Raw genomic sequence first — 22,290 nt, forward strand, 5'->3', positions numbered from 1 at the left:
ACAATACTGTCAGCTCCCTCCCTTCTCGATTTAACGAATGTTGATCGGTTTGCCCAGCCCATGGTGCTAGCCCATGGTGGCAACCATGACCGCTTTGATGGTATGCATTCGGTTCTCCGCCTCATCAAATACAACGGAATGCTTAGAACGGAATACTTCGTCGGTGACTTCCATTTCCTTCAGACCGAACTTCTCGTGAATTTCTTTTCCCACATCGGTCTCCAGATCATGAAAAGCCGGTAAGCAGTGCATGAAAATCAAATTGTCGTTTCCTGCCTTTCGAACCATATCCATGTTTACCTGATAGTCCTTTAAAAGTTTGATCCGCTCTTCAAACTGATCCTCTTCTCCCATGGAAACCCATACATCGGTATAAATCACATCCGCATCTTTCACGCCTTCAGCAACGTCATCGGTAATGGTGATCTTGCCGCCGGTTTCCTTGGCCAGTTCCTTCATTTCACCGACCAGCTCTTCTCCAGGGAACAGCTCCTTCGGGGCTACGGCTCTAAAGTCCATTCCCATTTTCGCTGCACCGATCATCAACGAGTTCCCCATGTTGTTCCGTGCGTCTCCCAGGAAGGCAAACTTCACTTTATTTAAAGGCTTATCCACATGCTCGGAAATCGTCAATAAGTCCGCCAGGATTTGGGTGGGGTGATACAAATCGGTCAACCCGTTCCAAACAGGAATGCCTGCATGCTTTGCTAAAATGTCCACGGTTTCCTGCTTAAACCCTCTAAACTCCATGCCGTCATAGAAACGTCCCAGTACTTTCGCCGTATCCTCTAAGGATTCCTTCTTGCCCATTTGGGAATCACTGGAGCCCAGGAAGGTTACATGGGCCCCTTCGTCCAAGGCCGCTACTTCGAAAGCGCAACGGGTTCTTGTGGAGGATTTTTGAAACAACAACACCACATTTTTCCCGTCCAATGCCTTCTCTTTGCTTCCCGTTCGTTTTTTCGCCTTAAGGTCCTTGGATAGATCCAGTAGGTATTGAATCTCCTCCGGGGTGAAGTCTTTCAAAGTTACAAAATTTCTTCCTTTTAAGTTTACTGGCATGGTTCATTCCTCCTTGAGTTTTTTAGTTTTTTCTTCACACTTTGCTTTACACTTTACTTTTGGGTTGCTTTACTGGCTTGTATTATTTTAAGTCCTCTCTTACTAAAGGCATGGACATGCATCTTGGTCCACCGCGGCCTCTAACAAGTTCAGAACCTTCAATCTCCACTACTTCGATTCCATGGCTTCTAAGGGTTTTATTGGAGGCCTCGTTTCGGTTATAGGTCACCACCACTCCCGGCGCAATGGCAAGGGTATTGGTACTGTCGTTCCACTGTTCCCGAGCCGCCGTAATCGGATCTCCTCCCCCGCTTTGTATAAGATTTACAGAAGGAAGTTTTAGTACGTCTTGGAGCGCTTGTTGCAAACTGGCCTTTTCCTTTACTAGAAGTCCCTGTTTCCCCGGGGTGATTTCATAAGCCTTTACCGCCTTTTCAATCCCCGGATAAATCGTGAATTTATCATGGTCCACCATGGTAAACACCGTATCCAAGTGCATATAAGCCCGGGTAAAGGGGATTTGTATCGCAAGCACCTTTTTCACCGGAGCTTTATCGAACAGCCGCTGGGCAATGATTTCCACGGCCCTTGCGGAGGTCCGTTCACTTACTCCGATGGCCACCACTTCATCACTGAGGACTAAAACGTCCCCCCCTTCGATGCTGCTTTTTTCTTTATAGTCATACCAAAGCGGGGTCTTCTCTTTCTTGATTAAGGGATGATATTCATAGACATATTGCAAAAACATGGTTTCCCGGTCTCTTGCGGGAGTGTTCATCTTGCTGATGCTTAAACCGTCTCCGATTACCGCTCCGGGATCCCGGGTAAAGTACAGATTCGGAATGGGATTGATGTAAAAGGGATAATCCCGTTGAATATAGTCCCCGAGGCTTCTTTTTTCCAGACCGGCATCCAGATCCGATTTTAACAAACCGGATATTGCGATTTCCACCAGCTCTTCCGCTGTTTTTCCCCCTAGGAACTGTCGAATTTCTTCATTGATCCGATCATTGTCTTCCCCTGTAATTTCAATTAGTTCATCAATAAATTTTTTCGCTACGTCCTCTTCTTCCAGCACTTCTTCCAAAAGTTTTTCATAATAATAAACCTTCGTTCCCCGATCTTCCATAACTTTCGCAAAGGCATCGTGCTCTTTTTGCATTTGGTATAACCAGGGGATGTCATCAAACAAAAGCTCTTCTAAGTAGGCCGGAGTCAGCCTTTCCAATTCTTTTCCCGGTCGGTGAAGCATAACCGCTTTTAATTTACCAATTTCTGAGGTCACATGTAAAAAACCTTTTGAATTTGTCACAGTAAAGCCCCTTTCTCTTATAGGATTTTAACTTGGTATCACAGAGCCTTGCCTTTCGGATCTCTTTTGAACGTCGATGCTTTTCCTTCGTAGTTACAGTATATATTTCATCTATGCATAAATCAAGTGGCTATTTTTATAGCTTTTTCAAGGTTTTATGCAAGATTTGTATTTTTTTGCATCCTCCTCCGAGGCATAATTTTTTTTTACTCTAGGCTAGGGCCTCCCTCTTTTTCATTTTTAACTATAATGAATAAAAATGATTTTACATTTATATTAATAATTTAGAATTTTGTAAATATATTTTTCAAAGAAAAAACCACCTATTGTCAAAAATAGGTGGTATAGATTAATTAACCTCAATCGGGTCTTGTTGAGTGCTGAATGTCAGTTCCACTGTGGAAGTCAATACATCCGAATAACTGTAGCAAATTCTTCTGTCTGCGTCAAATTCTCCTTCGATTTTAACGACAAAAATACTCGGATAGGTGTTCTCTAATACGCCTTCTTTCACCATCACTTTCTTCCGGCCTTTATCCGCCTTAAGCGTAACTTTCTGGCCGATGTAGCCTGTAATGTTCTTTCTGATTTGATCTAACGTATTACCGTTCGCCAAAGAATCACCTTCTTTCAAATGATTAACGCATATTTACATTCATATTCTAACATATATTATGGGTTTTGTCAAACAATTAAACTTAATATTCTACATCGATACCGTCGATTTGTCAAATGAATTATAAAAAAAAAGACCCAAATTATTTTGGGTCAAAAAAATCACTGTATTCGAATTTTTTATCTTAGCAGCCGCCGCCACCGCCGGCAGACATGTAAACCACAAAACCTTTTCTTAACATACCGTTTTTATAGTCCACGGTAACGCCGTCTATTTGTCGGTCCAGCTCTTTTTCCACGACAAATCGATAACCTTCCACTTCCTTGATGTTATCGTCCTCTTTTGACTCATCCAGAGTCATTCCAAAAGTTGGGCCGCCTCAGCCAACACCCTGTACAAAGATTCTTAAGTCTTTATTCTCGGCATTTTGGTTTTTCAGTTCGCTTTTTGCATTTTCCGTAAGTTTTATATCCATTATGATCCTCCTTTTTCGATCCCCCCACCAAGGGGGTTTCTTTTATTATAAAGCCTCAGTAAAGAAAAGTCAAACCCTATCCTTTCCGGCCTTTTTATTATTATACCCTTTCTACCCTTTTGAAAAACAGGGAACTGTCTACTTTCTCAAAGATCCAGGGCTTCCCTTTGATTTGAAAAGTTTATATAAGAAAGGTTTGCGGAAATATTCAAATTTGTTGAAATATTCTTAGTACTATAGTATGATAATATAAAGTACAGTGAAAAATTCACTTTTACTTTTAAAATGTCGATAAGGGGGTATGGATAAACAAGTAAAACTATTTACCCAAATAAATGTTATAAGGAGGTAAGTCTATGAAAGAAAAGAAAAAAGCGAATATTGGTCACGCCCTAATCCCTATTGTTTCTTTAATTGTATTTCTATTGGTGGGCATTGTATTTCTCGGAGCCGATCCCCACATCCCACTGCTCTTAGGGGTCATTGTTGCTGCTGCGGTGGCGATTTTTGCCCTGAATTACACCTGGGAGGAGGTGGAAGGCAGTATTGTGGACGGCATTAAGCTTGCCATGCAGGCCATTGTTATTCTTATGATTATCGGTACCTTAGTTGGAACCTGGCTGCTGAGCGGTACGGTTCCCACACTGATTTACTACGGACTGCAAATACTATCCCCGGGAATTTTCTTAATTGCCACGTTACTGATCTGTTCCATCGTTTCCATTTCCGTAGGAAGCTCCTGGACCACGGTAGCCACCATCGGGGTAGCCCTGATGGGAGTAGGCCAGGGCCTTGGCATCCCTGTGGGAATCGTAGCCGGAGCCATTGTATCCGGTTCCTATTTCGGAGATAAGATGTCTCCCCTATCGGATACCACAAACTTAGCCCCGGCCATGGCCGGCGGCGAACTCTTTAGTCATATCAAGTACATGTTCTGGACCACCGGGCCCGCCTACATCATCGCCCTTATTATTTTCGGTGTGATGGGTGCCGGTTATGCCGGAGGGGAAATTGATACCGATCGAATCAATGCGATTTTAAATGCGTTGTCGGATAACTTTAATTTATCCCCATTACTGGCCATCCCGCCTTTACTGGTTATTGTGATTGTCATCTTTAAGGTTCCGGCGATTCCGGGACTGTTGGCGGGAACCTTCTTGGGCGGACTCTTCGCCTTCATTTTCCAAGGAGCGGGCCTTGGGGAGATCATTGATGCCGCCCATTACGGCTTCGGCATTGACACCGGCGTGGAAATCGTAGACGACCTGGTTTCCGGTGGCGGTCTCGACGGCATGATGTGGACCGTATCCCTGATTATCATCGCCCTGTCCCTGGGTGGCGTCCTGGAAAGCACGGGAATGCTCAGTGCCGTAGGCGATACCATTCTGACGGTGGCAAAAACCACGGGATCCTTGATCCTGGCGACCATTCTTTCCTGTATCGCCATTAACCTGTTATCCGGTGACCAGTACCTGGCCATCGTGGTACCGGGAAGAATGTTTAAAGACACCTATAAGGATAAGAACCTGTCTCCGATGGTCCTATCCCGAGCCCTAGAGGGCGGCGGTACCGTAACCTCCCCCTTTATTCCATGGAACACCTGTGGGGCCTATATGTGGCAAATGCTGGGCGTTCATCCCTTCACCTACCTGCCCTACACTTTCTTTAACCTATTGGTACCGGTGGTCAACGTGATCCTCGGTTACACAGGATTTAAGATCCGAAAACTGGAAGAGGAAGATCCGGAAGCGATCAAAGGCTAACTCTTTTAGTAAGACAGATTGACCCTTTGTTTGATCATAAAGCGTAAAAAAACCCCCGTTGGATGCTATCCATCGGGGTTTTTTTTACGCTCTTGTTTCTAAATTCAATCTGTCTTCGTTTTTCTTCGTTTTTTTCTTCTTTAATACATCAGGGGGATCCCTCCGGAGTTATTACTGATCCAGGGCGTCCTCAATGGCTTCTAGGGCTCCTTCACTGGACTCCGTAGCACCGGATACCGAATCCACCTCTGTGGATTGGGCTTCAAGCACCGATTCAATAATTTCATCGATGGCTATATCTCCAAGACCTCCGGTTTCGCTTTCCTCTACAACAACAATGTCTAGAATCTCTTCTCCGTCGGTAACTACATCCAGGATAATCTCTCCACCGTAACCGCTGCCGGTACCCAGGGTACCTTGTTGTTCATAAGCTTCTCCGCCAAGTTCCACCCCTGCATCCTCCAGGGCTTCCTTCACACCGGAGATCACTGCTTCGCTGGACTCTGTAGCTCCCGATACGGTATCTACATCTACGGACTGTTCTTCGATTATGGTTGCCACGGTCTCTTCCATGCCTTCATCGCCTAAGCCTTCCGTCTCGCTATGCTCGATGATATTAACGGCGGCAATTTCTCCGTCGGCAATAATTACTTCCAGTTCTATATCTCCACCGTAGCCTTGGGCTACTACGTTATAAGCTTCACCGGCAACTAAACCGGCCTCCGCCAGGGCATTTTCCACGGCTGTAATCGCCGCATCGGAAGATATGGTGGCACCACTCACGACTTCCACCTCTGTGGAGTTGTTTTCAATGATCCTTTCGATGACTTCAAATATGGCGTCATCTCCGAGACCCTCGGTCTCGTTTTGCTCTAATACTTCAATCTCAACGATTTCTTCGTCGCTGATGAATACTTCTAGGCGCACCGCGCCGCCATAGCCTTCCGCTGTAACTTCATAACTTTGTGCTCCCGCCGTGACGTCCTCTCTTAGGGCGTCATATCCAAGAAGTGCAACTACGGCAATCAGTACCATAGCTATGGTTGCAATGATCTGCTTTTTATCCATTTTTTCATCCCTTTCCCTATTTATTATTTAGTCTTATATTCTCATCTGTACATATTATAACACAGCTTAGTTAATTTTTAAACACAAAATACAATGATTATCGTTTAGTAATGCTTATTGATCCCTAAGGCCTACATCAAGGCTCACCAGGAAACCGAAATGAATCGGGAATTTTATGATTAATCAAGAGAATTTTTGATATAAATGAAAATAAGGACCGATGTAACCGGTGGATTGAAAAATATTAAAGGAGGAATATCGATGAAAATTCAATTCTTAGGACATTCCGCGTTTTATGTGGAGGGAAAAAACTTAAAGGCCTTGATCGATCCTTTTTTGGAAGAGGATCTGCACCAGGATTTCAACGTTGAAGAGTTAAACTATATTTTCCTTACCCATGGTCACGGCGACCATCTGGGAAGTACCGTGGAACTGGCCAAAAAGTCGGGAGCCACCGTGGTGGCCAATCATGAAATCTGTATCTACCTTTCCACCTTCGATGTGGAATGCCACCCCATGCATATCGGGGGACGCACCGCCTTTCCCTTTGGGAAAGTAAAAATGACTCCCGCCCTGCACGGTTCCGGCATCCAAACCGATAAAGGGGTGATCAACGGCGGCAATCCCGGAGGTTTCTTAATCGAAAATGAGGGAAAGAAGCTCTATCATGCCGGGGACACCGGGCTCACCTATGATATGCAGCTGTTGAGAGTGGAGGAAGTGGATGTAGCCTTACTGCCCATCGGAGGCAACTTTACCATGGACGTGGAGGATGCCCTTCGGGCCGTGGATTTTATCGAACCGAAAATCGCAATTCCTATGCATTACAATACTTTTCCCGTAATCGAAGCCTCTCCAAATACCTTTGTTGAAGGCATGGAAAAAGCCCTAGGGAAAATCTTGGCCCCGGGGGAAAGCTTTCAGTTTTAGATGGTTTAGGATCCTCAAGTCCCTCTCCTAGCTTTTCACCACAGACACAAAATTCGGGGAAACCCGAAGGTTCAACGGATCTCCCTGCTTGAGAATCTCATTGGGATGGAGATAGACCAGCAGGGAGATCTTTTTCTTTTTCTGATTGACGACGGCAACCCTGGCTTCCAAGTACTCCCCCACATAGCTAAGGGACTCCACAACTCCTTTGATGTCCCCCTCCTCGGCAATTTCAAAACCGCTGGGACGCAGGGATAACAGTACTTCCTCCCCCTCGGTAAGGATATGGTACTGATTACAGGGAATTCTTCCGATGTCCGTGGCGATCCATCGTTTCCCCGGCTCCACAACACCCTCCATCATATTGGATTCCCCTACAAATCCGGCAACAAAGGCATTCCTCGGGAACTGATAGATCTTTTTCGGACTTCCCTTTTGCTGAATGATTCCGTCTTTCATCACGACGATTTCATCGGATATGGCCAGGGCGTCCTTTTGATCGTGGCTGACCAAAATCCCCGTGGCATTGGCCTTCTTTAATATTCTTTTGACTTCGTTACGCATGGTTTGCTTAAGATTGGTATCCAAATTACTGAAGGGTTCATCCAGAAGAACCACCTCCGGTCTTTTTGCCAGGGCCCGGGCAAGGGCCACCCGTTGCTGCTGTCCCCCGGATAGGTGATGGACCCCTTTGTTTTCAAAACCCTGAAGGTTTACCATCTCCAGCACCTCTTGTACCCGCTGTTTTTTATCCTTTCCCCGATAGCCAAAGCCGATGTTTTCTTCCACGTTTAAATGGGGAAACAGGGCATAATCCTGAAAAACCATGCCGATCTTTCTTTTTTCCGGGGAAACCCAGGTGTTATCCCCCGCCATGAGTTTCCCTCCGATGTTGATTTCTCCGGATTCCGGACGTTCAAATCCGGCAATCAAGCGCAGGGTCGTGGTCTTTCCGCAGCCGCTGGGTCCCAGCAAGGTGATGATACTTCCCCGCTTCACTTTTAAACTGACGTCACACACCGCCGCCCGAGCTTCTCCTTTATAAGTCTTGCTAATCCCTTTTAATTCAATGGCCGTCTCCATGTTATCCACCTCTACTTTAATATTTATCCAATAAAAACTTGATCGGTATAATTGATACGATAATAATGATCAGGGCCGCCGGGGCCGCCATATGGTAGACCGCCTCACTGGCCTCCACCCAAACCCGGACCGCCAAAGTGTCGAAATTCGGTGGTCGAAGCAGCAGCGTTGCCGGCAGTTCCTTCATGGAACTGACAAAAACCAGAGCCCCTCCTGCGAAGAGCCCCGGAAGCATCAGGGGAAGGATCACCTTAAAGATCACTTTCCAGAAAGGTTCTCCCAGATTCCTCGCCGCTTCATCAATTTTCGGAGGGATCATTTCCAAAGAGGCGCTGCTGGACTGCATGGACTGGGGTAAAAACCGAATCAGGTAGGCAATCACAATCACAAAGGAGCTACCGTAGAGCACGGGAATATATTGGTTGAAGAAAAAAATGATCCCCAGGGCCACAATCACTCCCGGCAGGGCATACCCGGAGTAGCTTAATCGTTGCAAAATCGTAGTGAACTTCGACGGATACCGGGATTTTAAATAAACGATGGGAAAGGCCAATACCATGGAAAACCCTGCGGCAAGCAAGGAGACCTGAAGACTGTTCCCCAGGTAACCCCAGAAGCCTCCCTCCAGAGCGCCCTGGGACAGACCGATGGCCGACCAGTAAAGGAGCACTCCGATAGGCAACACAATGGTCACGCCGATGATTACAAGGATCACCGCCAGAATGGGATAACGCCATTTTCCGATATCCAAAATCTCCAGGGTACGGTAGGAACTGTCCGCCTGAAAGTAGACTTTCTTCCGCCCCACCTTCGCCTCCAGCCATAAAACCCCCACGGTGAGGATAATCAACACCAGACTTAAAATCGTTGCGGAGACATTGTCGTAGCCTCCCATTTGATAGTAAATTGCAGAGGTAAAAGTATTATAGCGCAGCATGGAAATCGCACCGAAGTCCGATAATACATAGAGGGCAACTAAAATCCCGCCCGCTCCGATGGAGGGCCGAAGGAGGGGGAGATTAACCTTTAAAAACACCCCTAAATTATTCAGTCCCAAGGATCTTCCCGCCTCTTCCAGATTCCGGTTCATCCGTTTTAAAGCGGATCGGACCACCAGGAACACATAGGGATAGGTGAAAATGGTGAGTACAAAGGCCACGCCCCAAAAGGAGTAGATTTGAAACCAATCTCCCAAGGGTCCCGCGGGCCCGAAGATCATTACATAGGTAACCGCCCCCACGTAGGGCGGGATGATTAAGGGCAGCACCAATACCCAGGAGAAAATTTTTCTTCCGGGTATATTACATCGGGTAACAGCCACCGCAAGGCCGACACCGATCACCGTAGCAAAAAACACCACCACCACGGTAAGTCCCAGGGTATTCACTAACAGTTGAGGAATCCGACCGTCCAACAGTCGTAGCCACCGCTCCCTTCCTGCGAAAATCCCCCTGAATCCCACATAAATAATGGGAATGCTCATAAAAAGTGCCACAAATATACTGATGATGGTTAAATAGGGGTTCGGAGGTACCCGTCCCAATAATGAACCGAATTTTCTTCCCTTCATAAGTCCTCTCCTAACGGGGAAAAAGCCTAACAAAGTAAGTCTTTGAGGCTTCTTCCCATTTTTCATGCTTTTTTGTCCACGCTTTTTTTACCGGTTATCCAACGGATTATCGAATTTCTAAATCCAGTCCCGACTCTTCAATCAGCCGCCGGGTATCTTCCCAAACATGCCCCAGTTCCCGTAGAGACATTCCCTGAACCTTATACTCGGAAATCGCTTTCGCTCCGTCTACCACTTCAATATCAGGATTTATGGGAACTTCCAAGGAGGCATTGGAAAACATCTGTTGATTCTCCGGCTCTAAAATCCAGTCCACAAAAGCCTGTAGGCTCTCATCATTAGGGCCGTCCTTGATTCTTCCGAAACCGGCGGCGTTAACCACGGCGCCCATTTCCCCCTCTTCCTGATCGGGATAAATTGCATCCACATTGTTGTTGGAAGGCTCCGCCAGTTGCTGATGGAAATAATAGTTGTTTACCAGGCCGAACTTGAACTCTCCCGCCCCTACGGCTCGACGAATATCCCCATGGCCTTGGAGAATTCCCCCGGCGTTATCACTTACCCCTTCAATCCATTCCATGGTCCGCTCATCTCCCCACTCATTTCGAAGGGCGGATACGTGACCGATCATTCCTCCGTTGCCTCCCCGGGTGATGGCGAAGGCCTCTTCATACTGAGAATCCGTGAGCTCCCAGATGTTTTTGGGCATTTCCTCTTCCGTAATCAAGTCTTTATTGTACATCAGTACCCGGGTTCTTGCGGATAGAGCAATCCAGGAGTTATCCTCCCCCCGGTACTGTTCATCAATCCCGGTGAATTCTTCTCTTTCAATAGATTCTAAGAGGCCTTCCATTCTTAAGTGCTCCAGGGCACCGACGTCATTGGAGATAAAAACATCCCCCTGTACGTTGCCGGACTCTTCTTTTACCCGGTTGACAATGGTCTCTCCCCCATGAAGGGCCTGTACTTCAATTCCCGTATCTTCTTCGAACTTCTCCAAAAGGGCGTTTACAAAGTTTTCATTTCTTGCAGAGTATACCACCAGTTCCCCCGCCCCTTCGTCCCCCGAGGCTTCGTTACAACCGGCTAGGGCCAGTACTACAATCAGCAGTCCCAAAAGAACTGTTATTTTTCTGTTCTTAAATAAGTTCATTGTTCCACTCCTTCTCCTGTTTTTATGATTTCAATGATCTAGGGTCTGTTCTCAGAGCAAACCGAATCACTGTACTTGATATTATAGCTTAGTTGATAATCGTTTGCAAGTAGTGTTTTTTTTCACGAAGTCTTCCCTGCTTTCTCAGGATTTTTCCGAAAAAAAAAGACTCTTTCGAGTCTTTTTATCCTTCCTGTGCCGGATCTTTTATCCGGGGAGGGGCGCTCTCCGCTTCCTTTGCAGAGATTCCCCGCTTTTGAAGCCTTCGGTTGATCAGCCGTTCCAAAAACATGACGATTACCGCAAACACCGGCACCCCCAGGAACATGCCCAGGATTCCGAAGATCCTCCCCCCCACATAGATGGATAGGATGATCCAAATCGGGCGGATACCCACGCTGTCTCCTAAAATTTTCGGTCCCAGGACCAATCCGTCAAACTGTTGCAGGGCAATAATAAAGAGTCCCACCCAAAGGGCTTCCTGAAAGGAAGAGAACATGGTTACAATAACCACCGGAATCCCCCCTAAGTAAGGCCCGAAATAGGGAATCATATTGGTGACCCCGATAATGATACTGAAAAGCAGTCGATAGGGAATGCCTAAAATACTGAGACCAATGAAAGCGATCACGCCGATAATAAAAGAATCGATGGAACGTCCCACGATGTAACGGCCGAAAAGATCATCAGCGTCCCGGCCGAAATCATTGATTCTAAACACCATTTCCCTGGAAAAAAAGGTATAAAGGATTTTATTGATATTTTTCTTAATAATATTTTTATCGTAGAGCAGATAAAATGCCATAATCATACCGATTAAAAAGTTTAAAACCCCGGAAGTAATATTGGTGATCTGGAAAAAAATCATATCAATGATTTCATCCAGGGACTCCCGTATATATTGAAAGCCGTTTTCCAGCCATCCTTCGATCTCCTCGATAATTTGGAACTCCTGGAAAAAAGCATCCAGGTTTTGGGCTCTTAGGGTAAGCTCTATATTTTCCACAAAGACGATGGTGTTGTCCATGTATTTAGGGAAATTTCGCATAATATCGGATATGCTGGCAATCACCCGGGGGGTCACCACAATAAAGATCATCACAAAGAAAAGGATCACGATTAAAAACATACTGGCGATGCTTAGCATCCGTTTAATTCGAATATTATCCTTCAAAAACTTCACCCGGCCGTACACACTTTCCTCAAACCTTCGAACCCCGGGATTAAGAATGTAGGCGGCAAAAATGCCAATGATAAAAGGGCTTAGAATCCTTCGGATCCATTTCCAGATCAGCCTTAATTGATCGGAAAAATAGCCCATATTATCCAACACTTGATATACTATAATAGCCATGGTAATTACTAAAAAAGCATGCAGGGCATACTTTACCAATCTTCGATCCAACTGAATTTTCATTAACTCCCCCCTCTCCGAACTTTCCATATTTCTATTATAACCCACTCCTGCTTATGCTTCTACCTTTTTAGGGGACTTGTTTTTTATCCTTACTTTTTCCGAACTAAATAATTCGGTAGGGAAAAACCCTCCACGAGACTTCCGATGATGTTTTCTCTCCCCGCCCGATGATAAATCCCTTGAAAAGAACCATTGTAGACATAAACCCCCGTAATGTAGTTGCACTCCTGAAAGGTCACCTGATCCTTTGAAAAAATCGCCATTTCCCGGGAGGGAACGTTGCAAAATTCTTGAATTAAGTATTCTTCATCCACTTCTTCTTCAGCGAATTGCCGCCACTGTTCACTGAGGTAATCCCTTCCCACGGACACCCCGTGACAGGCAAATTTATCCGAGGGTTTTAGGACGTAGCGGTCTTTGTTTTTAAGAATCATCTCCAGGAGTCTCGGCTCCTTGGAACTGAAGGGAACCGTGAAGGGAATATGCCTTTGGATAAACTCCCGTTCTTCCGGATTTAAAAAGCCCGTGGCCTCTTCATCATGGAGAACGGAAAAAATGATTTTATTATGAATGATTTGGGAACGGAAGGAGCCTACAATACAAACCTTCCCTTGAAGATAGGCCCTAACATAGTCCTGTACTTCCTTTCGGTGTTTTTCCACTTCCCAGGTTACCGTACGGCGGTAGATGCAGTCAATTCGAAAATCCCCGTGGTATAAATGCTCTCCCCGCAACTCTAAATCTCTAGGATCCGCGATAATGGTGGAATATCCTCTTTTTTGAAAAGCCTTTTGAAATTCAACAAATTCACTGGGAGGCTTATCCTTTATAAAATCTACAATGGCCACTTGCGGAGTCTTCCGGGTCCCTGCAAACTGATGATAATTATCCCTCAATGCATCGATCCATGAATCGAAGAGCTCAAAGGTATGAAAATCGTATTCCTCTTTGTATCGGTCCAAGGCCAGGGAATCATAAATAATCCGGTCCAACTCTCGGGCCTCTACCATTCCTGAAGAGCCGTCGGCATTAAGCTCACAGAACTGAAAAGATCCGTCCTGGTGGTAAAAAATATCGAAGCGGGCCATGGGAAAGGGATGGTGATATCCGGGATCTTTAAGAATCAGTTCCTCTAAATATGGAGAAAAGCCAAAATGCTTTCGAAAATCGGGCTCTTCCATATAACGGCGAATTACCTTTTTTAAAATTTCTCCCAGGGTGTTTGTCAGTTCTTTAAATCGGCGAATATCCTGATCCGAGAAAAAGTAGGGCTGGTATAAAAACTTCACCGGCTCCCCTTTATAAATTGCCGGCGAATGGTTTACCCGATCCTGAACCTTCACATATTCCCGGATATACCTCTCCGGCTCTTTTTGAACATCTTCTTTGAATCGTTGAAACAGTTCATGCTGACTCATGTTTTTTCCTCCTCTAAGGCTCTTTAATTACTCGCAGTGGTAACAACCCTTCCATTCCTAGTTCTTTATATCCGGCTTTGATCCGCTGCCCGTAAGTTTCTTTGTTCATAATCAATTTCTTTAGCGGGGTAATCATGGATCGTTCTTCCTTCTCCAGGGCCGCCTCCCCCATTTGGATCAGTTCTTCCCCAAAGCTCCCAAGGTCTTTGCCGCCGAAAGGAACCTGATAACCCTGAGTTACCACCCCTTCTTTCAGCCCTTGAATGTCTTCATCCCCATAGGCCAAAGACTTCTGATAGAGTTTCTCCAAGTTCCCTTGGTGATAGAACAGTCCTTTGATCATAGCCAAGTAAGCCATACTCAAATCCGCCGGCATGGAATCCGCCATCCGTATTTCAATGTAATTTTTTCCCCGCACATCAGGAAATACCATGGTATAAAGGTGTTCCAGCTCTTCTTTGGAAAGTCCCTCCGCCTCTTGATAAACTTCCCATAGGGATTTTTCCCCCACGGGCTTTAACCCCTGCTGGTCCAAAACACAAATAGGCTCACTATGTAGTAAGTATTCGGCATAATCCCTGTAATTAAAGCGTTTATCCAAGGAACCCGTGATGATTCCGCTGCGACGGGGATCGGTGTTTTCCCATATCAGGGTGCGAAGGCTGAAATTTTTATAAATTTCCCCTTCAAATATCGGGGCATTATCCGTGATTAAATAAAAAAGCGGGGTTAAAAAATTGGCCACCCGGAACTTCTTAATGAAATCCTCTTCCGATACATAATCAATGGCCACCTGTATCGAGGCGGTACCCTTCATCATATTCAGTGCGTACTTTCCTTTTTTATGGAGGTACTCGGACATGTACTCGTACCGTTTCTTGGGATTAAAGGGAATATCCTTAATCAGGCTTTGGGGGTGGTAGCCCACTCCTAAAAGATACTGGTTATGCTCGGTTACAATGGGGAGTACATCTCCTAGAAATTGATCATATACTTCTTCAATATGGGCAAGATGAATACAGGGACGGGTGGAAAACTCCAGCTGACCCCCGGGCTCTAGGGTGATCTCCATTTCCCCTTTCGACAACCCTACGAGATAACCTTCCTCGTACTTCCCTTGGTACCCTTTCTTTTCCAGCTTTTTAAGCAGGGTTTCGATTCCTAAGGTTTCGTAATAAGTAACGGACTGAAAATTATTTCGATGTACCACCAGGTGTTCGATTTCAATTCCCAGTTTTACATCCTCCGGAGACTTTTCTCCGTTTTTTAATATGCTGATCAATTGTTCTTTGATGGATTCCTTCTTCAATAGTTACACCTCAACTTCTATAATTTCCCAAGTTCTATTGTTTATTTTATACTGTTACTGTTACCCATTCTATTGTACCTTACACCGTGGATTCTGACTAGAAATATTTTTGCACCCTAAATACTTTTTCTTTTTTCCTAAATACATGCTTCCCGTGACCTATTCATCCTTTTTAAATTTTTTTTGATTTTCGCAAAAGGTTTTGTCTATTCTTGTCGAATATAAAATAAGCCCTGAAATCCTAAGGGAAATACATAAAGGAGGCATTACATGAAATTATCCATACGAATGAAAGTCATTATTACCTTGATTGTCTTTATTTCTTTGCCCGCTTTAATCACCGGTTATGTGAATTATCAAAATTCCCAGGACCTATTGGAAGGGGAGTTTAAAAGCTCTACGGAGGACACCATTGAAGACGTAAGAAATGCTTTTCACTTTTTCTTAAACGCTCAGGAAGAGCTGGTAAAAACCTTAAGCCAGGATTACCATCTTCAACGGGTTCTCACGGATCCCGAGGCGAATCCTGATCTGATCCCTGCTACACCGGCTCCCGCTGAAGAGGAGACCGACAACGGAGAGGAGCTTGACAACGAAGAAGAAACAGAAGAAGCCCCGGCAGAAGAACAGGACACCGCCCCGGAGAGCAACCAGTACCTTTCCCGGGTGATGGACTCCCTGGACAATATTGTGGAAAATCATCAAGATGTTTTCCATGCCTATATCGGTACGGACCTGGGAGATATGTATGTCTCTCCGGATATCGATCTTCCCGAGGGTTTTGATCCCAGGGAGCGCCCATGGTACACCGAGGCGGAAGCCAGCGATAGCCTTACCTGGACCGACCCCTACGAAGATGCAGGGACCGGGGATCTTGTGGTTTCCCTGGCAAGACCGGTAAATAACCCGGAGAACAATAACTTTGTGGGCGTTAGTGCCATCGATTTAAATCTGAGTGCTTTACAGACCCTTTTAGGGGATGTGGAGCTTGGGGACAGCGGCTATTTGATCCTTACCAATGCCGCGGGAGAAATCATCGCCCATGAAGATGAATCCCTGGTTTCCTTAGACGTCTCCGAGACCATTCCCAATTTCACCGATACCTTAGTGAACAACCCCTCGGGGGATTATGACTTTAGCCGGGAAGAAGAGGAATTTTTCGCGGTTTTCGATACCATTCCCGGCACGGAGTGGAAACTCATCGGGATTATGAATTACAGCGAAATCGATGAACAGACCCAGGTGATTTTAACCGGGACTTTGATGAGCACCGGGATCACCTTATTGATTGCCCTATTGGCGGGAATACTGATTTCTATAAGTATTACCAAGCCTTTAAAGGTTTTAGTTTCCGACATGTCCAAAGTGGGAGAGGGAGACTTTACTACCCGGTCCTCCATAGCCACCCATGGGGAGGTCGGGGAAGTTGCCAAAACCCTGAATCAGGTAACCCGGTCTCTTTGCGGATTAGTCAGAAACATCCAAAAAGCATCGAAAAACGTTCTGGACTACTCGGATAATTTGAATCACAGCATTGAATCCACCAGCAGTTCCTCCCAAGAGGTTAGCCGGGCTGTGGAAGAAATAGCAAACGGCGCTACGGAACAGGCCAGCGAAGCGGAAAAGGGCTCGACCATGACCGCAAACCTTTCCGGAAAATTCCAGGAGCTTAAAGCCAGCTCCGGAGAAATGCTGAACGCTTCCCAATCCGTTCTTTCTGCCAACGACCAGGGAGTGGCAACTTTGGAAAATCTTAATTCCAAGGCCGATGAGAACAAGGGGGCCATCGATAATATTGAAAATGCCGTGGTGCAGTTAAATGAGAAAACCACCTCCATCGGCACAATTCTTGACAGCATCAGCGCCATCTCGGAACAGACCAACCTCCTGGCCTTAAATGCGGCGATTGAAGCAGCGCGAGCCGGCGAAGCGGGCAGAGGCTTTGCGGTTGTGGCGGAGGAAATTCGTAAGCTGGCGGAACAGACTTCAAAGTCTACGGACCAGATCAGCGGTATCATATCCGACATCACGGAAGAAAGTAATCAAACCGTTAGTATCATGAAGGATGTAAAATCTGCAAACCTTCAGCAATCCGAAGCTATCGGCGGGGTAAACACCTCCTTTGAAGATATTTCCGAAGCCACCAAAACCATCACCACAAAAATACAGGAAATCAACGGAGCCATCGATGCCATGACGGAAGACAGCAATGAAATTGTGTCTGTGATTTCCAACATCTCTGCCGTATCCCAACAAACCGCGGCCTCTTCGGAAGAGGTAACGGCATCCATGGAACAAACCGCCTCCACCTTAACGGAAATCGAAAAGACTTCCGGGCATTTAATATCCTTAGCCCATGAACTCAATGAAGAAATCGAACAATTCAAAGTGGATGAAGAAAACACTGCCTCATCTTTCTCGGAAGATGGCGCAGACACGGATTCCTTTACCGAATCCGAAACTTAGGCATCTATTTGATATACAAGAAAAACACAAAAAAAGCATTTGCTCTTCGGAGCAAGTGTTTTTTTATGTTTTTGTGGATAACTTTCTCTGAACTTGTATCTTTTTTCGAATCTTATCCCCAGTATACACAAGATGTTGTGTATAAACAAAAACCCTTTCTCGATGAAAGTTGTTCTTTATAATTTCAGAAGAAAATGCTATAATATATTTAGCCTTACGAATTATTTTTTTATTCTTATACATAACCAGAATTTTAGGAGCGATGTCCCATGAATTTTGCAGAAAAAAAAGAAATGATTTTATCAGGGAAAATCCATAAAATCATTATAGCCCTGGCGGCGCCCATCATGTTTAACAACTTTATCCAAACCCTGTACAACCTCTCGGATACTTATTGGGTCAGTCAATTAGGCTCCGATGAAGTGGCCGCCATGACCTTGGTATTTCCCGTAATCTTTTTGATTCTTTCCATTGCCATGGGCATGAATATGGCGGGAACCTCCTTAATCTCCCAGTATATCGGCTCTAATCAAGAGGATCGGGCAGAAAAGGTGGCCTCACAGCTTTTTTCCTTTTTATTGGTTCTATCCACAATCCTCGGGTTAGGGGGGTATTTTCTAACCCCAACCATTGTAAGCCTAATGGGCGGTCAAGGGAATGTCCTCCTCTACGGATCCCAATACCTTAGCATCATGTTTTTGGAGATGCCCATTATTTTTATGTTTATTGTCTACAATGCCATTATGCAGGGCCAGGGAAATACCTTTACCCCCATGATTCTGAACGTGGCCGGCTCACTATTAAATGTGGTTTTATCCCCGGTGTTCATCTTCGGCCTGGGACCGCTGCCCTTCATGGGTATCCAAGGGGCGGCCATTGCCACACTGATTTCCCGTTCCATCTTTGTGGGCTATGGAATCTATACCCTGTTCATCCGAAAAGACGGCATCAATATTCGAAAAAAATACATCCTTCCCGATTTCAAGGTTCTAAAAAAAATCATCAAAGTAGGCCTTCCTGCTTCCATCGGTCAGTCCGCCGCCGCCTTCGGTTTTATTATTTTAAATATGTTTGTCCTAAGCTACGGCGACTCCGCCCTGGCAGCCTTTGGCATTGGAAACCGCATTAACAGCGTGGTCATGATGCCCGCCATGGGCATCGGAAATGCCATCGCACCGATTATCGGTCAAAACTTGGGCGCCGACCAGATCCCCCGGGCCCGGTCTACCTTTAAAACCAGCATTGCCATGTCCACGACCTTTATGGCCGTGGGGGGGCTCATCGCCTTTACCTTTTCCGAGTCCATCATCAAAATTTTCGCTAGCGGGGATCCCCAGGTCATCGCCCTGGGTACGGATTATCTGCGTTTAATTTCCCTTTCCATACCCTTAATGGGCATATTTCAGATACTCAACGGAACTTTTCAAGGATCCGGTCATACCATGTATTCCATGTTTATTAACATGTTCCGATTGTGGGGACTTCGGATTCCCATGATCTATATCTTAGGCCGGGTTACCGACCTTGGGGCCGATGCAATTTGGTACTCGATGGTAACGAGTAATTTTCTGATCTGTGTCATCGGTATGGGTATTTATCTCAAAGGAAACTGGGAGGAAAAAATCATTGATGAAGAGGATTTAGATGAATTGAAAACAGATGCCTCTAAAAAAGCTTTAGCCTCATAAGTAAGACAGGGGGAAAGGAACAGGGTTTCTCGGATATAATAATCCGAAGCTGTTTTATTTTCCCCCGGCCTGTGTTATAATCACTTTACAATTAAATTACTTCGCTAGGGGTGCCGTTGGCTGAGAGGATCTTCTCCAACCCTTTAAACCTGTAGGTTAGTACCTGCGCAGGGAAGCTCAATCTTGAGTGAGTGCTTCGATTCACTCTTTTTTGCATCCTAGGGAAAAATTTATTTAATAATTTGGAAAGGATGTGTTTTTTTATGTTCAAAAACTTTGATATTCAATTGGATCAACTCTCCTTAGAAGTTTGGGTCATACTCGGGGTTATGATTTTGCTTCCCGTAATGCTTTTACTCTTCCATCGCAGTCGGGAAAGTCAGGGCGGCCGGCTGTTACAAACAAAAGTGTTGGTCTATGGCAGTCTTTGTGTGGCCTTATCTTTTTTACTGTCTTATATTCGGCTGTTTCGAATGCCCCAGGGAGGCAGTGTGACCCTGGCGGGTATGCTTCCCATCATTATTTTTGCCGTAGCCTTCGGTCCCCTTCCCGGTATTTTAGCCGGCTTTGCCCTGGGACTTTTGAATCTGATACAAGACCCTTATATTGTTCATTGGATGCAGATTTTCCTGGACTACCCTCTGGCCTATGGCGCCCTGGGACTGGCAGGGATCTATCGGAAGCATCTAAGCATCAGTGCCCTCATCGCCGGCATCGGACGGCTGTCCATGAGTTTTTTATCGGGGATCATCTTCTTTCGGGAGTTCACCCCCGAGGGCTGGAACGATGTTATTTATTCCATTGTCTATAACGGATCCTTCATCGGGGCGGAAATTTTCATCATTATTCTACTCCTTCAGGTTCCCCAGGTACAATCGGTATTAAAGCAAATGCGAAGGGGTACACTGTTGACCAACTAAACCCTTTTCTTTTCATATATTCCCTGTTATCTTTTCTAATTTTTGGTTATATATATTCTAAGGCTTCATTTTCTTGAAGCACAAAAAATTTGATTAACAGGAGGTTATATTTTATGGAAGGTTTTGGAACTTTTTTTCAAACAGGTGATTGGAAAGGTGAAAAGCACGTACCGGTGATTCATGCTCCGGAAAAGGTTACTGCAGGAGAGGTATTTGAACTTAAAATGTCCATCGGTGATGCGGTGGGACATCCGAACACCTTTGAACATTACATTTCCTGGTTTAAGCTGATGTACCATCCCGAAGGGGCAAAGTTCCCTATCGAATTGGCAAGCTTTGATTTTGCCGCCCACGGGGAAAGTGATATTTTCACGGAACCTACGGGACTTACTTCAGTAAAGCTTCAAAAATCCGGAACGATTTATGCCCTTAGCTACTGTAATATCCATGGCTTATGGATGAACAGCCAAAAAATCGAAGTGGTCTAGTCGCTTTTCATTCTGGTCCATGGACCTTCGGGAAGGCTAAAAAGGAGATGCGCCGCATCTCCTTTTTTTTATTGATTTTTTTATTCGATTCATCGGTTCCTCCCTCTAGAGTATCGGGGAAAACAAACGGGCCGCCGACTCTTTTAGCCGATTTTTCACAGAACGTTTCTCATACTCCTCTAAATGAATTCTTTTGCTTTCCCGTAAATCTTCAAAGAAATCTCCTTTTACCCTTTTGGTAATCTTTTCATCATAGATGAAAACATTCACTTCAAAGTTCAACTCCAGGCTACGTATATCGAAATTTGCCGTGCCGATGGAGGTTACCTGATCATCACTCATAATGATCTTGCTGTGGACAAAGCCTTTTTGGTATTGATAGATTTTTACCCCGGCATCAAGAAGTTCTTTAAAATGGGATTGGGAGGCCCAAAACACCGTTCGGTGGTCCGCCACCGAGGGCAGGAGTATTCGAACGTCCACCCCCCGGAGGCCGGCAACTTTTAGAGCCGTTAAAATGCCTTCATCGGGAACTAAATAAGGGGTGGTGATATACACACTTTTCCGGGCAGCGGTGATGGCTGTAAAATAGGCCTGTTGAATGGTGTGCCAATACATATCCGGACCACTGGAGAGAATTTGCACCCCTTTTTCTCCTTGATAGCCCTGTCTCGGGAAGTATCGAGGGGCATCCAACTCTTCATGGCTTACAAAATACCAGTCCTTAAGGAAGATGGTTTGCAGGACGTAGTTGGCTTCCCCGAGGATCTTCACATGAGTATCCCGCCAAAAACCCAGCCGTTTATCCCGACCCAGGTATTCATCTCCTATATTAATACCTCCGGTAAACCCCACCGTTCCGTCCACCAGCAAGATTTTCCTGTGATTCCGATAATTCAAGCGACTTCCAAAAAAGGGTAGAGTGACGGGTAAGAACGCCTCTACCTGTACCCCGGCCTTTCTAAGGGGTTTTAAATAATCCTCTTTCAGTTTCCAGGAACCCACCCCGTCATAAATCAGTCGAACCTGAATCCCCTCCTCTGCTTTTTTTATTAAAGCCCGCTGGAATTTTCGACCGATTTCACTGTCCTTGATAATAAAATATTCCATGTGGATATGGTCTTGGGCCCCTTCGATGGCCTTTAACATTTCCGTAAAGGTTTGAGCCCCGTTTTTTAGGATTTTCACCTCATTATTAAAGGTAATGGGGGCGTCTCCGTTTCGAAGAATCAGGGGCACCATTTTTGCCCGGACATCCTTGAAATTTTTCTTAAAAAACTTTCCAAACTGGGTGAAGGTAATTTGAGTATCCAGCAATCTTTTCAACACCCGGTAATCCTGTTTTCTCTTTTTGCTAAAAGTCTTTTTCTTACGATGATTTTGTCCAATGTAGAGATATAAGAAAATGCCCACCAGGGGTAAGAAAATCAACACCAAAATCCATGCCATGGTGCGAGTGGGGTTTCGGTTTTCCAATATAATAAAGATGCTGAGAATTAATACTATTATTGCATAAATCCCGATAATTACGCTTAGGTACAGCATAGAAGCC

18 protein-coding genes are annotated in these 22,290 nt (G+C 45.3%); 6 read left to right on the forward strand and 12 right to left on the reverse strand.

Annotated elements, in window-relative coordinates; genetic code table 11:
* Positions 1–66: 66 nt before the first annotated feature.
* From argF to ISALK_RS15525, 4 genes are all read right to left on the reverse strand, one after another.
* Positions 67–1,062: an ornithine carbamoyltransferase gene (argF, locus tag ISALK_RS06020; protein ID WP_160720161.1), complete on the reverse strand. Its 996-nt coding sequence runs from the start codon at positions 1,060–1,062 to the stop codon at positions 67–69.
* Between the two features lie 82 nt (positions 1,063–1,144).
* On the reverse strand, positions 1,145–2,374 hold the full coding sequence (gene arcA, locus ISALK_RS06025) for an arginine deiminase (RefSeq protein WP_371723624.1): 1,230 nt from the start codon (positions 2,372–2,374) through the stop codon (positions 1,145–1,147).
* Between the two features lie 349 nt (positions 2,375–2,723).
* Entirely contained in the window at positions 2,724–2,990 is a 267-nt protein-coding gene (locus ISALK_RS06030) for a Veg family protein (RefSeq protein ID WP_160720163.1), read from the reverse strand.
* A gap of 184 nt (positions 2,991–3,174) precedes the next feature.
* Positions 3,175–3,465 carry an iron-sulfur cluster biosynthesis family protein gene (locus tag ISALK_RS15525; protein ID WP_332925425.1) on the reverse strand — a complete coding sequence of 97 codons (291 nt, stop codon included), beginning with the start codon at positions 3,463–3,465 and terminating at the stop codon, positions 3,175–3,177.
* A gap of 356 nt (positions 3,466–3,821) precedes the next feature.
* On the opposite strand from ISALK_RS15525, the gene nhaC reads away from it, so the two are divergent.
* Positions 3,822–5,228: a Na+/H+ antiporter NhaC gene (gene nhaC, locus ISALK_RS06040; RefSeq protein WP_160720167.1), complete on the forward strand. Its 1,407-nt coding sequence runs from the start codon at positions 3,822–3,824 to the stop codon at positions 5,226–5,228.
* A 171-nt stretch (positions 5,229–5,399) separates the two neighbouring features.
* Here nhaC and ISALK_RS06045 read toward each other — a convergent pair whose 3' ends face one another.
* A complete protein-coding gene (locus ISALK_RS06045) occupies positions 5,400–6,296 on the reverse strand; it encodes an FMN-binding protein (RefSeq protein WP_160720169.1) in 897 nt (298 codons plus the stop codon).
* Positions 6,297–6,557: 261 nt separating this feature from the next.
* On the opposite strand from ISALK_RS06045, the gene ISALK_RS06050 reads away from it, so the two are divergent.
* Positions 6,558–7,226: a metal-dependent hydrolase gene (locus ISALK_RS06050; protein WP_160720171.1), complete on the forward strand. Its 669-nt coding sequence runs from the start codon at positions 6,558–6,560 to the stop codon at positions 7,224–7,226.
* Positions 7,227–7,253: 27 nt separating this feature from the next.
* On the opposite strand, the gene ISALK_RS06055 is transcribed toward ISALK_RS06050, so the two are convergent.
* From ISALK_RS06055 to ISALK_RS06080, 6 genes are all read right to left on the reverse strand, one after another.
* On the reverse strand, positions 7,254–8,309 hold the full coding sequence (locus ISALK_RS06055; RefSeq protein ID WP_160720173.1) for an ABC transporter ATP-binding protein: 1,056 nt from the start codon (positions 8,307–8,309) through the stop codon (positions 7,254–7,256).
* A 16-nt stretch (positions 8,310–8,325) separates the two neighbouring features.
* Positions 8,326–9,879 (reverse strand): ABC transporter permease, encoded by a 1,554-nt coding sequence (locus ISALK_RS06060; protein WP_236660283.1) that lies wholly within the window; start codon positions 9,877–9,879, stop codon positions 8,326–8,328.
* Positions 9,880–9,985: 106 nt separating this feature from the next.
* A complete protein-coding gene (locus ISALK_RS06065; RefSeq protein WP_160720177.1) occupies positions 9,986–11,032 on the reverse strand; it encodes an extracellular solute-binding protein in 1,047 nt (348 codons plus the stop codon).
* A gap of 184 nt (positions 11,033–11,216) precedes the next feature.
* The gene (locus tag ISALK_RS06070) at positions 11,217–12,449 is read right to left on the reverse strand and encodes an AI-2E family transporter (protein WP_160720179.1); all 1,233 of its coding nucleotides are present in this window, start codon (positions 12,447–12,449) and stop codon (positions 11,217–11,219) included.
* An 89-nt stretch (positions 12,450–12,538) separates the two neighbouring features.
* Positions 12,539–13,867, reverse strand: a complete 1,329-nt coding sequence (locus tag ISALK_RS06075) for a glutathionylspermidine synthase family protein (RefSeq protein WP_160720181.1) — start codon at positions 13,865–13,867, stop codon at positions 12,539–12,541.
* A gap of 13 nt (positions 13,868–13,880) precedes the next feature.
* Positions 13,881–15,176 carry a glutamate-cysteine ligase family protein gene (locus tag ISALK_RS06080; RefSeq protein WP_160720183.1) on the reverse strand — a complete coding sequence of 432 codons (1,296 nt, stop codon included), beginning with the start codon at positions 15,174–15,176 and terminating at the stop codon, positions 13,881–13,883.
* A 270-nt stretch (positions 15,177–15,446) separates the two neighbouring features.
* On the opposite strand from ISALK_RS06080, the gene ISALK_RS06085 reads away from it, so the two are divergent.
* The 4 genes from ISALK_RS06085 (at position 15,447) to ISALK_RS06100 (ending at position 20,738) form a co-directional block, all read left to right on the forward strand.
* Positions 15,447–17,642, forward strand: coding sequence for a methyl-accepting chemotaxis protein (locus ISALK_RS06085; RefSeq protein ID WP_160720185.1), 2,196 nt, complete (start codon positions 15,447–15,449; stop codon positions 17,640–17,642).
* Positions 17,643–17,911: 269 nt separating this feature from the next.
* Positions 17,912–19,330: an MATE family efflux transporter gene (locus ISALK_RS06090; RefSeq protein ID WP_236660284.1), complete on the forward strand. Its 1,419-nt coding sequence runs from the start codon at positions 17,912–17,914 to the stop codon at positions 19,328–19,330.
* A 263-nt stretch (positions 19,331–19,593) separates the two neighbouring features.
* Entirely contained in the window at positions 19,594–20,250 is a 657-nt protein-coding gene (gene thiT / locus ISALK_RS06095) for an energy-coupled thiamine transporter ThiT (protein WP_236660285.1), read from the forward strand.
* Between the two features lie 113 nt (positions 20,251–20,363).
* Positions 20,364–20,738: a class II SORL domain-containing protein gene (locus ISALK_RS06100; RefSeq protein WP_160720187.1), complete on the forward strand. Its 375-nt coding sequence runs from the start codon at positions 20,364–20,366 to the stop codon at positions 20,736–20,738.
* Positions 20,739–20,843: 105 nt separating this feature from the next.
* Here ISALK_RS06100 and cls read toward each other — a convergent pair whose 3' ends face one another.
* Positions 20,844–22,283, reverse strand: coding sequence for a cardiolipin synthase (gene cls / locus ISALK_RS06105; RefSeq protein WP_160720189.1), 1,440 nt, complete (start codon positions 22,281–22,283; stop codon positions 20,844–20,846).
* Positions 22,284–22,290: the final 7 nt, after the last annotated feature.

The sequence above is a fragment of the Isachenkonia alkalipeptolytica genome (assembly GCF_009910325.1).
Lineage (GTDB): Bacteria > Bacillota > Clostridia > Peptostreptococcales > T1SED10-28 > Isachenkonia > Isachenkonia alkalipeptolytica.

What these genes read in the sequence shown, in the direction of transcription:
- ISALK_RS06085 (WP_160720185.1), top strand. Translation starts at nt 15,447, where the DNA reads ATGAAATTATCCATACGAATGAAAGTCATTATTACCTTGATTGTCTTT.
- argF (WP_160720161.1), bottom strand. Translation starts at nt 1,062, where the DNA reads ATGCCAGTAAACTTAAAAGGAAGAAATTTTGTAACTTTGAAAGACTTC.
- cls (WP_160720189.1), bottom strand. Translation starts at nt 22,283, where the DNA reads ATGCTGTACCTAAGCGTAATTATCGGGATTTATGCAATAATAGTATTA.
- ISALK_RS06075 (WP_160720181.1), bottom strand. Translation starts at nt 13,867, where the DNA reads ATGAGTCAGCATGAACTGTTTCAACGATTCAAAGAAGATGTTCAAAAA.
- thiT (WP_236660285.1), top strand. Translation starts at nt 19,594, where the DNA reads ATGTTCAAAAACTTTGATATTCAATTGGATCAACTCTCCTTAGAAGTT.
- ISALK_RS06055 (WP_160720173.1), bottom strand. Translation starts at nt 8,309, where the DNA reads ATGGAGACGGCCATTGAATTAAAAGGGATTAGCAAGACTTATAAAGGA.
- ISALK_RS06060 (WP_236660283.1), bottom strand. Translation starts at nt 9,879, where the DNA reads ATGAAGGGAAGAAAATTCGGTTCATTATTGGGACGGGTACCTCCGAAC.
- nhaC (WP_160720167.1), top strand. Translation starts at nt 3,822, where the DNA reads ATGAAAGAAAAGAAAAAAGCGAATATTGGTCACGCCCTAATCCCTATT.
- ISALK_RS06100 (WP_160720187.1), top strand. Translation starts at nt 20,364, where the DNA reads ATGGAAGGTTTTGGAACTTTTTTTCAAACAGGTGATTGGAAAGGTGAA.
- ISALK_RS06065 (WP_160720177.1), bottom strand. Translation starts at nt 11,032, where the DNA reads ATGAACTTATTTAAGAACAGAAAAATAACAGTTCTTTTGGGACTGCTG.
- ISALK_RS06090 (WP_236660284.1), top strand. Translation starts at nt 17,912, where the DNA reads ATGAATTTTGCAGAAAAAAAAGAAATGATTTTATCAGGGAAAATCCAT.
- ISALK_RS06045 (WP_160720169.1), bottom strand. Translation starts at nt 6,296, where the DNA reads ATGGATAAAAAGCAGATCATTGCAACCATAGCTATGGTACTGATTGCC.
- ISALK_RS06070 (WP_160720179.1), bottom strand. Translation starts at nt 12,449, where the DNA reads ATGAAAATTCAGTTGGATCGAAGATTGGTAAAGTATGCCCTGCATGCT.
- ISALK_RS06050 (WP_160720171.1), top strand. Translation starts at nt 6,558, where the DNA reads ATGAAAATTCAATTCTTAGGACATTCCGCGTTTTATGTGGAGGGAAAA.